The 12,027-nt window shown below is 32.5% G+C and carries 14 protein-coding genes; 1 reads left to right on the top strand and 13 read right to left on the bottom strand.

Annotated elements, in window-relative coordinates:
• Window positions 1-8 precede the first annotated feature (8 nt).
• Window positions 9-830 (bottom strand): pyruvate, water dikinase regulatory protein, encoded by an 822-nt coding sequence (locus tag JG554_RS06400; RefSeq protein WP_046208151.1) that lies wholly within the window; start codon window positions 828-830, stop codon window positions 9-11.
• 14 nt (window positions 831-844) lie between these two features.
• Window positions 845-1,468 (bottom strand): transcriptional regulator CcpN, encoded by a 624-nt coding sequence (locus tag JG554_RS06395; RefSeq protein ID WP_081338795.1) that lies wholly within the window; start codon window positions 1,466-1,468, stop codon window positions 845-847.
• Window positions 1,469-1,809: 341 nt separating this feature from the next.
• Between JG554_RS06395 and JG554_RS06390 the strand changes: the two genes are divergently transcribed.
• Window positions 1,810-3,201, top strand: coding sequence for a glycine--tRNA ligase (locus JG554_RS06390; protein ID WP_040030033.1), 1,392 nt, complete (start codon window positions 1,810-1,812; stop codon window positions 3,199-3,201).
• Window positions 3,202-3,325: 124 nt separating this feature from the next.
• Here JG554_RS06390 and recO read toward each other — a convergent pair whose 3' ends face one another.
• The 11 genes from recO to mtaB form a co-directional block, all read right to left on the bottom strand.
• Window positions 3,326-4,084, bottom strand: a complete 759-nt coding sequence (gene recO / locus JG554_RS06385; RefSeq protein ID WP_070039380.1) for a DNA repair protein RecO — start codon at window positions 4,082-4,084, stop codon at window positions 3,326-3,328.
• A 21-nt stretch (window positions 4,085-4,105) separates the two neighbouring features.
• Complete coding sequence (gene era / locus JG554_RS06380) at window positions 4,106-5,005, bottom strand: GTPase Era (RefSeq protein WP_046208149.1); 900 nt, start codon at window positions 5,003-5,005, stop codon at window positions 4,106-4,108.
• A complete protein-coding gene (cdd, locus tag JG554_RS06375; RefSeq protein ID WP_046208148.1) occupies window positions 5,005-5,409 on the bottom strand; it encodes a cytidine deaminase in 405 nt (134 codons plus the stop codon). The genes era and cdd overlap by 1 nt, the downstream gene beginning before the upstream one ends.
• Window positions 5,410-5,500: 91 nt before the next feature.
• Complete coding sequence (locus JG554_RS06370; RefSeq protein ID WP_070039382.1) at window positions 5,501-5,839, bottom strand: diacylglycerol kinase family protein; 339 nt, start codon at window positions 5,837-5,839, stop codon at window positions 5,501-5,503.
• A gap of 8 nt (window positions 5,840-5,847) precedes the next feature.
• Window positions 5,848-6,309 (bottom strand): rRNA maturation RNase YbeY, encoded by a 462-nt coding sequence (gene ybeY, locus JG554_RS06365; protein WP_070039383.1) that lies wholly within the window; start codon window positions 6,307-6,309, stop codon window positions 5,848-5,850.
• A complete protein-coding gene (locus JG554_RS06360; protein WP_046208145.1) occupies window positions 6,310-7,257 on the bottom strand; it encodes a PhoH family protein in 948 nt (315 codons plus the stop codon). It abuts the gene before it with no gap.
• 334 nt (window positions 7,258-7,591) lie between these two features.
• The gene (locus tag JG554_RS06355) at window positions 7,592-8,248 is read right to left on the bottom strand and encodes a hypothetical protein (protein WP_064208894.1); all 657 of its coding nucleotides are present in this window, start codon (window positions 8,246-8,248) and stop codon (window positions 7,592-7,594) included.
• A 17-nt stretch (window positions 8,249-8,265) separates the two neighbouring features.
• Complete coding sequence (gene floA, locus JG554_RS06350) at window positions 8,266-9,252, bottom strand: flotillin-like protein FloA (RefSeq protein WP_026034799.1); 987 nt, start codon at window positions 9,250-9,252, stop codon at window positions 8,266-8,268.
• Between the two features lie 6 nt (window positions 9,253-9,258).
• Entirely contained in the window at window positions 9,259-9,951 is a 693-nt protein-coding gene (locus JG554_RS06345) for an NfeD family protein (RefSeq protein WP_371090943.1), read from the bottom strand.
• A 377-nt stretch (window positions 9,952-10,328) separates the two neighbouring features.
• On the bottom strand, window positions 10,329-10,505 hold the full coding sequence (gene rpsU / locus JG554_RS06340) for a 30S ribosomal protein S21 (protein ID WP_002483157.1): 177 nt from the start codon (window positions 10,503-10,505) through the stop codon (window positions 10,329-10,331).
• A 175-nt stretch (window positions 10,506-10,680) separates the two neighbouring features.
• Window positions 10,681-12,027 (bottom strand): tRNA (N(6)-L-threonylcarbamoyladenosine(37)-C(2))-methylthiotransferase MtaB, encoded by a 1,347-nt coding sequence (gene mtaB / locus JG554_RS06335; protein ID WP_046208141.1) that lies wholly within the window; start codon window positions 12,025-12,027, stop codon window positions 10,681-10,683.

Genomic DNA, 12,027 nt, shown 5'->3' with positions numbered 1-12,027 from the left:
AGAAATTCTTATTTTAAGAAACTGTTTTGCTCAATAATACTAATGATGTCATTTGCAGTTTCTTCAATCGCTTTATCAGTTACGTCTATAACAGGACATCCAATTTTTTCAACTAATTCATTGAAATAATTTAATTCTTCTTCAATACGTTGCTCGGTAGCATATCTTGCACTATCACCTAAGCCTAATTGCTTTAATCTTTCTTTTCTGATGCGATTTAATTTATCCTCACTTATCTTTAAGGCAATGCATTTTGAAGTATCAACATTAAATAAATTATCTGGGGGTGTGACTTCTGGCACAATAGGAATATTCATCACCTTATAACTTTTATGTGCAAGATACTGTGAAAGAGGCGTTTTTGAAGTTCTAGATATGCCCAATAGAACGATATCAGCTTTATCTAAACCTTTTGGGTCTTTACCGTCATCGTATTTTACTGCAAATTCTATAGCGTCAATTTTTTTAAAATATGCTTCATCTAATTGGTGCACGAGTCCGGGTTCAAAATATGGTTGCTCATCTATTTTATCTAATAATATATTCATCAATGGGCCCATAATATCTACAGATTTAATTTGAAATTCTTTAATTTTTGCTTCCATATACTTTCTTATTTCTGGTTTAACTAATGTATAAACAACTATCGCTTCAGTATCTTTAGCAACTGAGATTACCTCATCTACGTTTTCTAAAGCTTCTATATACGGATACCTACTAATTTCACTTTCACATTGATTTGGGTTAAATTGTGAAATACATGCTCTTGCTACAAGTTCAGCAGTTTCACCTACTGAGTCAGAAGCAACAATAATTTTAATATTTTCCATTTAATACATACCACCTATTCATTTAGTAAAGAGACAAAAATTTTAGTAATTGTTGTTTTAGAAATACGGCCCTTCACTTCATATTTTCCATTTTCTTTTTTATTCACAATTGGTAAAGAATCAATTTCCTTTTCAATCATTAGGTTTGCAGCAAATATGACACGTTCGTCTTCCAATACAAAGCTTAAATTAGGCATACGAGTCATTATAATATTAACAGGCATAGTATGTATATCCTTACCTATCATCGAAGCACGTAATAAATCCTTCCGAGAACAAACGCCTATAAAATCTCCTTCATTATTTATAACAAATAACGTACTAACATCCTCTAGAAATATAGTACAAATCGCATCGTAAACTGACATTTCACTTTTCACTACTACAGGGTGTGACGCATAATCTTTAACAATATATTGTTTTAATTGATCAGCAATTAATTTATTTTTGGGTTTTCCAGAATAGTAGTAGCCTACGCGTGGGCGTGCTTCTAAAATACCAGACATTGTAAGTATTGCTAAATCTGGTCTCAAGGTCGCTCTTGTAAGACTAAGATGTTCTGCTATATGTTCACCAGTAATTGGTCCATTATTTTTGACAATATCAATAATTTGTTGTTGTCTTTTATTCAGTTCTATAAGACTTCACCCCTTTACTCATTACATTTAATTATACATTGAATTATAAATTGCTACAAATACATATATTTACTTGCTAATAATCAACCAATACATTAAAATTATATTTAAAGCGAGTTAAGGGTGGTGAAAGCTTAACATAACAATTGGCTAAAAATTTAAAAAGAAGTTTCAAAGGCGAGTGTACTCACTAAATTGGGTGGAACCGCGGGTTAATAATATTTTATTAAAAACACATAATTATATGTGATTAAAAATAATTAACTCGTCCCAAGGCAATGATTAAGTTTTTTTCTTTTTCTTTGTCTTGGGGCGTTTTTATGTTAAAAGGAGTGTTTTTTTTGGCAAAAGATATGGAAACAATTGTTCAGTTAGCAAAACACAGAGGATTTGTATTCCCTGGCAGTGATATTTATGGTGGTTTATCAAATACGTGGGACTATGGCCCATTAGGTGTAGAATTAAAAAATAATATTAAAAAAGCATGGTGGCAAAAATTTATCACGCAATCTCCATATAATGTAGGGATTGATGCAGCAATTTTAATGAATCCAAAAACTTGGGAAGCATCTGGTCATTTAGGAAACTTTAACGATCCAATGATAGACAATAAAGATAGTAAAATTCGTTATCGTGCAGATAAAATAATAGAAGACTACATGGCGAATGAAAAAGGAGACGAAAATTTCGTAGCCGATGGTTTAAGTTTCGATGAAATGAAACGTATTATTGATGAAGAAGGTATTGTTTGTCCTGTAAGTGGAACTGCTAATTGGACAGATATTCGTCAATTTAACTTAATGTTCAAAACTTTCCAAGGTGTGACGGAAGATTCTACAAATGAAATTTTCCTACGTCCTGAAACTGCGCAAGGTATTTTTGTCAATTACAAAAATGTTCAACGTACAATGCGTAAAAAATTGCCATTCGGGATTGGTCAAATCGGTAAATCATTCCGTAATGAAATTACACCTGGTAACTTCATCTTTAGAACACGTGAATTTGAACAGATGGAATTAGAATTTTTCTGTAAACCTGGTGAAGAAATAGAATGGCAAAATTATTGGAAAACTTTTGCTAGCCAATGGTTAAAAGACTTAAATTTAAGTGAATCGGCAACGCGTTTACGTGACCATGATGCAGATGAATTATCCCACTACTCAAATGCAACAACTGATATAGAATATCGTTTCCCATTCGGTTGGGGAGAATTATGGGGTATTGCAAGTAGAACAGATTATGATTTAAAACAACACAGTGAACATTCTGGTGAAGATTTCCAATATCATGATCAAGAAACTGGTGAAAAATACCTTCCATATTGTATTGAACCATCACTTGGTGCAGACCGTGTTACATTAGCATTCCTTTGTGATGCTTATGCTGAAGAAGGTGTTGAAGGTAGTAAGGATTCAAGAACTGTATTACACTTCCACCCTGCATTAGCACCTTATAAAGCTGCTGTTTTACCATTAAGTAAAAAATTATCTGGTGATGCAATTAAAATATTTGAACAATTAAGTGCTAACTTTGCAATTGATTTTGATGAATCACAATCAATTGGTAAACGTTACCGCCGTCAAGATGAAATCGGTACACCATACTGTATAACATTTGACTTTGATTCACTAGAAGATCAACAAGTAACTGTACGTGACAGAGATACGATGGAACAAGTACGTATGCCGATTGCTGAATTAGAAAGTTTCTTAACTGAAAAAGTGAAATTTTAATTTAACTTTTTCAAGTTATACTTTGAAAATAGTAGTACAAAATGAAAACGTCAATTTCTATATAATTTATAGAAATTGACGTTTTTTACTTATAAAAATTTATTTTTCATTAATTTTGACTATATTAATTTGAATGATCTAATCTTTGTAATTGATTAATAAGCTTTTGACTTTTGAAATACATACCTGCATATTCACTATATAACATTATCATTAATTGCGACATTTCATTAATAATATCTTGATGTATACTCAAGGCGTTCATTTTACTTATAGGTAAATTTTGTAGCACATCTAATAAGTAAAGCGTTTTATTGGATAGTAGTAAAGCATTTGGATCTTGAAATTTTGCATGATTTGAAATTGCACCATCAAATTTAAAACTATAGCCAATGAGTTTAGCTTGGTCATCATCACCAGTGACTACACAATGATTGAAAATTGCGCTAAACCCAAACTTTGACATTGATTTAATTAATACAATTACCGACATCAACTGTGCAGATACACCGCTTTTAATTTTATCTAATACAAAATGTAATAATTCGTAGCTAAACTGTGACAGTTCATCATTATCAATAGATCGATCTATCGTTTCAGTACATAAACTAGCATAACTACTCTCATAAATATCTAATCGAAGATGATAATTTTGATCGATGACATCTACTGAACTTAAAGTTCCCATGCCTTTCCACTTAGAATAAATAAACAAGCCATAAACAAATAATTGCGTATTAGCTTGCAAACCACTCTTGCTCTTTTTGGCACGACGAACCATAAGTGGAATTTTTGCACCGTATTCATTTAAAATTGTAATAATTTTATCGGATTCGCCATAATCAACCGTTTTAATAATGATACCTTTTTGTTTGATTAACATTTTAGCTCACCGACTCTCAACTTAATCTTGATCTTCTAAATAGCCCATTTGACGAATAAAGTTTACTTTATTTCGCCAATCTTTTTGAACTTTTACCCATAGTTCTAAGTACACTTTAGACCCCAACAAGCCTTCAATATCTTGACGTGCTCTTTTCCCTACTTCTTTAAGTTTTTTACCACCTTTACCAATCACTATTCCTTTTTGTGAATCACGTTCTACAAAAATCGTTGCTTCAATCCTCACGCGTTCTTCATCTTCTTTAATCATACGATCAACATTGACGCCTATCGCATGTGGAATTTCTTCATTCGTTAGGTGTAATATTTTTTCACGAATGAGTTCGCTCACTACAAACTGTTCTGGGTGATCAGAAATTTGATTATCCGGATAGTATTTTGGCCCTTCAGGTAAATATGATTTAATAACATTGATAAAATGCTCAACATTTAATCCTTCTAAAGCAGATATAGGGACAATTTCGGTGAAATTCATATATTTTTTATATTTTTCTATTCTTGGCATGAGCTCATCCGGATGGACGAGGTCAATCTTATTTAACACTAAAAACACTGGTGTCTTGACTGATTTCAACATTTCCATTATGTATTCATCGCCTCGACCAATATCTTCATTAACATTAACCATAAACATAATGGCATCAATTTCAGATAGTGTGTTTGTTGCAACACGCATCATATAGTCGCCTAATTTATGTTTAGGTTTGTGTATACCCGGTGTATCTAAAAAAATAATTTGTGCATCTTCTTGAGTCATGACACCTTGAATTTTATTTCTTGTCGTTTGTGCTTTATCAGACATAATAGCAATTTTATGTCCGATGACGCGATTAACAAAGGTAGATTTACCTACATTAGGTCTACCAATTATTGTTACAAATCCTGATTTATGTGCTGTCATTATTTTAAATCCTTTCCAGAAAATCCTAGAGGTAATAAATCACTAACTGTAGATTGAATCATGTCACCTTTGTGATTAGTCATATATACAGGCATTTCGTCATCACAAAGTTCTTTTAAAACCTGTCTACAAGAACCACATGGCGAAGAAGGTGTTTCTGCATCAACGGTTACAGTGATTGATTCAAAATCGCCAGGTCGATATCCATCAGCAATAGCTGCAACCAGACTTGATCTTTCTGCACATATACCTAATGGATAAGCGGCATTTTCTACATTTGCGCCGTGATAAGTTTTACCATCTTTCGTAATTAAGTACGCACCTACTTTAAAATTACTGTATGGCGCATAAGCTTTGCTTTGTGCTGTTCTTACTTCCTTGAAATAATCGGGTTGGTAAGCCATAATTTAACACTCCTATTCAATTTTTAATTATTATAGTATTTTTCCAAACTAAATGTTGCTTAATATATAGATAGATTAAAAATCGTATTTTCTATTTTATAAAATATGGTAAAAAAACAATAAGTCCTATTACCAACGCAATTATCGAAGCAAGCATAACACTAGCAGCTGCAGTGTCTTTAGCTTTCTTTGCAAGTTCATGATATTCATCTGTAATCAAATCCACTACATATTCTAGTGCTGTATTCATGGCTTCAAAAGTTAACACAAATCCTATAGCGATGATGATTAAAAACCATTCAACTATATTTATTTTTAAATAAAAACTCAGTAAAATTGCAAAACATGCAAAAATAATGTGGATTAAAAACTTTTTATCTTTGTTAAAGAGGACCAGTAAACCTTGAAAAGCGTACTTAAAACGTTTCATAACTATCTCTAATCTCTTGGCAATCCATAAGCATTTAAAATTTCATCTTGTCGACCAAACATTACCTTTTCATCAGCTTCATTTATATGATCATAACCCAATAAATGTAAAAAGCCATGAAGCGCGAGAAAACCAAGTTCTCTTTCAAAAGAGTGCCCATATGCATCTGCTTGTGATTGAGCAACTTCAGTGCATATGATAATATCTCCGAGTACTCTTGGTATATCTAACCCACTGATTTCAGGTTCATCTTCCTCTAATGCAAAGGATATTACATCTGTCGCCTTATCTTTATCTCGATACATTTTATTAATTTGTTGAATTTCCACTTTATCTACAAATGTCACAGATAATTCGGCATCATTTTCTATGCCTTCTTGTTCTTTTGCAAAAGAAAGAAGGTCGTCTATTTGCTTAAACCATTTTTTATCGACTAATTCAGTATGATCATTAAAATCTATTGTGAACATTTATTCTTCTCCCTCATAGCGATCAATTATTTTACTTACAAGTGGATGACGCACAACATCGTTTTGGTCTAAATGATGGATACTTAGACCTTTTACATTGTGTAACTTTGCTATTGCTTCTTTAAGACCACTTTTAACACCTTTAGGTAAATCAATCTGTGTCTTATCACCGGTAACAACCATTTTCGATCCAAAACCTAACCTTGTTAAGAACATTTTCATTTGAGCATGTGTAGTGTTTTGTGCTTCATCTAAAATAACAAATGCATCATCAAGCGTTCTCCCTCGCATATATGCTAACGGTGCTATTTCTATAACACCACGCTCGATAAATCTAGCAGTTTGTTCTCTTCCTAAAACGGTATTTAAACCATCATATAATGGACGTAAATAAGGATCAACTTTCTCCTTCAAATCACCAGGTAAGAATCCTAATGATTCCCCAGCTTCTACTGCAGGTCTAGTCAAGACGATGCGTTTAACATTACCCTTTCGTAATTGCTTGGCAGCATAAACAACAGCTAAAAATGTTTTCCCAGTACCTGCTGGTCCAACACCAAATACCAAGTCATTATGATACATAGCATTGACGTAAAGTCTTTGCCCCATAGTTTTAGCCCTTATTGTTTTACCAAACGCATCTTTAGTAATTTCGTCCTCATATAAATCTAATAAGTAATGAATCGTACCATTTTTTGCCATTTTAACAGCAGCTTCTACATCTTTGAGCGATATTGTAACGCCTTGCTGTATGACTTTCAATAAATTAATTAGTACTGATTCTGCTTGTTCTACATGCTCAACTTTTTCACCTTTAACGGCTATTTCTTGTCCTCGAGCATGTATTATGACATCAAATCCCTCTTCTATTGATTTTAGATTTTCATCATTGTTACCAATGAGTGCTTGTGCTTCATTGATGTCATCTATTTGAATAATTCCAGGCATATAGTTGCTCCTTTACAAATATATTCGTTTCTATTATTTTATCCTATTAGATTTTAAGTTACAAAAATAATTATGATGCATGATATGAAATAAGCATTATTATAAAAATAATAATTTGAATAAATCATACTGCAACTTCAATATTATTATATCATGAAATAATCTCATATTATTTCAAAGTGAATTAAAAATTGACATTAATTGTTATTTTTATGTAAAGCAAAGCATTGTGATAGACTGCGTGAAATTTATCAAGCAATAAGTACTTTGAAATTAAAAATAACTCAACTCACAAAGTCAAGATTCTAACTTTATAAGTTGAGTTTAAATAAATTTATAATTGTTTTGGTCGTTCTAAAACTTCAGACCAAATAATGCCATTAACAACTTCATCATCTGCAAATCTATATTGAGCATTTGTGCCAGAGCTTTGAACAGAATGCGCATTCATTAACTGTTTTAAACGATAACGCTTAGTTCTCTCTGATAAATATTTATCAGAAATAATATCTCGTGCTTTTTTCTCAGTTCTTTGTATTTTTTTCTCAGTTTCACGATCAATCTCATTACGCACGTCTTCTATTTGACCCATTAAATCAGCTTCAAGCTCTTTTTGAAGTTTATCATCTTGTTGCTTTTGCTCACGTTTTACTTTTTCAGCTTCTGTTTCATTATGTTTAGGAGCTGATGATGATTCTTGTTGAGGTGTCTCAGTTTCCATCTTTTCAGCTCGTGTCTCAGCAGGTTTATTCTGCTTTGGTGTATGTTCTTCTTGAGAAAAAGGACCATCATTAAATTGTTTTTCTAACTCAGAAAATGTTTTACCGATTTCTTCAAGGAAACCACGTTTTTGTGGTGGTGCTTCAGATTGATTTGGCTGTTTGTTAGATGGCGGTTGTTGTTTTTTTCGTTTTTTATGACTATCATCGTTAATAGCTCCAATTATTGTAAAAATGACAGATACTACAAAGATAATAATACCTATATTCATTTAATCACCCCTATTTATTATTCCGGTGATTCATCATCTTCTTTTTTTGTACGTTGGTTAATAGAATTTCTCATACCAGTATCTGCTTCAACATTTTTCAGATTATAATAATCTTTCACACCAAGATTTCCTGAACGCAATGCTTCGGCCATAGCTAGTGGAACTTCTGCTTCCGCTTCAACAACTTTAGAGCGCATTTCTTGTACTTTTGCTTTCATTTCTTGTTCTTGTGCTACTGCCATTGCACGACGTTCTTCGGCTTTTGCTTGTGCGATATTTTTATCAGCAAGCGCTTGCTCAGTTTGTAAATCTGCACCGATGTTTTTGCTAATGTCTACGTCTGCAATATCAATCGATAGGATTTCGAAAGCTGTGCCTGAATCTAAACCTTTACTTAAAACTGTTTTAGAAATATTATCAGGGTTTTCAAGCACTTGTGTGTGATGTTCACTAGAACCAATTGTAGATACAATACCTTCACCAACACGTGCAATAATTGTTTCTTCTCCAGCACCACCGACCAATCTTGCAATATTTGCGCGTACTGTAATTCTTGCTTTTGCTTTAACTTCGATACCATTCATAGCTACACCAGCGATAAATGGTGTCTCAATTACTTTAGGGTTTACAGACATTTGAACAGCTTCTAGCACATCACGGCCAGCTAAGTCTATAGCTGCACCACGCTCAAAAGGTAAATTAATATCTGCTCTTTGTGCAGCGATATTTGCATCAACAACACGATCAACATTACCACCTGCTAAATAATGTGATTCAAGTTGATTTGTTGTCAAGTTTAATCCTGCTTTATGAGCTTTAATTAAAGGTGATATTACTTTACGTGGAGAAACTCTACGTAATCTCATTCCTACTAGGGTACCAATGCCTACTTTTACACCCGCTGCGATTGCTGAAATCCACAATCCAACAGGTACAAATGAAAATAATAACAATAATGCAATTACGACTATAACTGCTATAATTAAAATTCCAATCATACTCATTCTCCTTTATGTTTCTATTTCTCTCACAACAACTCGGGTACCTTCAACTTCAAGAATAGTTACTTTTTTATTGCGTAATATAAAAGAACCGTCTGAAACTGCATCGATACGTTCATCGTTATAAATAATAATTCCTGCTGGTCTTAAATCTGTAGATGTAACTGCAACTTCTCCAACTAAATGAGAGCGATCTTCATGTGATGTATAACCTGCTTCTGCATTTGTAGAATCCTTCAATACAACTTTATCTAAAAACGGTATTTTACGTTTGAAAAATTTCACAAGTATCACCCACTCTATGATTGATAATATTAAGGCAACGACAACATTAGCAATCATGTACACTAAATTGTCACCTAAAGTAACAATACTAAAAACGATTAATGCCATACCTATAATGCCTATGATTGCACCTACTACAAATAATTCAATAATGACGAATATCACACCAATAGCAAATAAGACAACTGAATAAAAGTTAACATCGCCTTTTATAAAAAATCCTAAAAAGAAGATGAATAACGCTAATGTTGATATAATTCCGATAATATTTATCCTATTTGAATATAACTGATACAAAAAGCCTAAGAAGATAATACAAGTTAATATCAAAGCACCTATTGGACTAACAATAAAGTTAGAAACGTTGTCTATCCAGTTTCCGTTTTCAACAAGTCTAGTTGAAAAGATTGTATGTATACTGCTTATCGAAGGAATCACTATATCACCTCACTCTCAATTTAATTATACATGAAATAAATATATGATTATACCGTTTACACAATAAAATTCATAATGTTATTCATTTTTAATTAAATGCTAGAAATACAAATATAGTCTTTTTCAATCTACTGTAAAAGAAGTAAACATTAATATTTGTTCATAATGTAAATGTGGTTGTTTTCTTAAATATGTATCATGTTATTTCAATGTTTATGACATCATTGTATAGGGAGAAGGATTATAGATAGTCACTTTCTTAACATATAAAAATAATAGCCTTAGCTGAATAAACAACTAAGGCTATTATGGTTTATAATTAATGTTGGTGTTGAGGGAGTCAACGAAACAATTAATTATTTGAATTTACGTTTACGTGCAGCTTCTGATTTCTTTTTACGTTTAACGCTAGGTTTTTCGTAAAATTCACGTTTACGTACTTCTTGAATTGTACCGCTTTTAGAAACTGTACGTTTGAAACGACGTAACGCATCTTCAAGTGATTCGTTCTTTTTGACTACTGTTTTAGACATGTGTATTTCCCTCCCTCCAAATATCAACGAAACTTTATAATCATTACACGGTAATTACCATGTATTAATTAGTATAATATATCTGATTAATGTGGTCAATTAGTAAAATTTTAATTTCATGATTCATTTTACACCATCAAAAGATGTTTGCAGTTAAATCATTGTTCATTAAAATTTAAACAGTAATTGAATGTTCTGTTGTATTGGTAGCATGATCCACTACTCTTAGTAACTCCCCATGATTGATTGGGTAATCAGGTTGAGTAATTTTAATTTTTACAAGCTCGCCAATCAGTGATTCATCACCTTCAAATTGAACTTTCATATAATTATCCGCAAAACCTATTAAAGTCCCTTGCTCACTGCCAACTTCTTCTGGAATGACTTCAAGTACCTCTTGGTCAAATTTAGATGCATATGATTTAGCCAGTTGATCACTTAAATGAATTAAACGATGTACACGTTCATTTTTAATATTTTCGTCCACTTGGTCATCCATTCTTGCAGCTGGTGTACCAATTCTAGAAGAATACGGAAATACATGTAGTTCTGAAAATTGATGTTCAACAATAAAATCATATGTTTCTTGGAATTCTTCTTCTGTTTCACCTGGGAAGCCAACAATGACATCACTTGTAACTGCCAATCCAGGTAGCGCTTCATGTAAACGCGTCAATCGCTCTGAAAAATGAGCCATAGTATATTTTCTTCTCATTCTCTTCAATACTGAATCAGATCCAGATTGTAAAGGAATATGCAGATGACGCACAACTTTGTTTGACTGTTCAATTACACTAATGACTTCATCCGTTAATTGACTGGCTTCAATTGATGAAATTCTGATACGTTCTAATCCATCTATCGTTTCTAAATCACGTAGTAATTGTGCTAAATTATAATTCTTTAAATCCTGGCCATATCCACCTGTATGGATACCAGTTAAAACAATTTCTTTATATCCTGAATTTACAAGTGTTGTTGCTTGTTCTATCACTTTTTCAGGATCTCTGGAACGCATTAATCCACGTGCCCAAGGAATAATACAGAAAGTACAAAAATTATTACATCCTTCTTGTATCTTCAATGAAGCTCTTGTTCTGTCTGTAAAGTATGGAACCTCTAATTCTTCATATGTACGATTTTTCATGATGTTTCCTACACCATTGATTGGTTGTCTTTCTTTTTTAAATTCATTGATATAACCGATTAACTTCGTTCGATCTTGTGTGCCGACCACTATATCTACACCAGGTATTTCCATAATTTCAGCAGGAGATGTTTGTGCATAACAACCTGTAACACATACAACTGCGTCTGGATTTTGTCTTATAGCACGTCTGATAACTTGTCTACTTTTTTTATCACCTGTATTCGTAACCGTACATGTATTGATAACAAATACATCAGCATTTGTTTCAAAGTCAACACGCTCGTATTCTGCTTCTTTAAATAATTGCCAAATTGCTTCGGTTTCATAATGATTCACTTTACATCCTAATGTATGAAATGCAACCGTTGACAT

The organism is Staphylococcus sp. 11-B-312 (assembly GCF_016743055.1).
Classification (GTDB): domain Bacteria; phylum Bacillota; class Bacilli; order Staphylococcales; family Staphylococcaceae; genus Staphylococcus; species Staphylococcus ureilyticus.
This window is presented reverse-complemented; position numbering and strand designations above follow the sequence as displayed.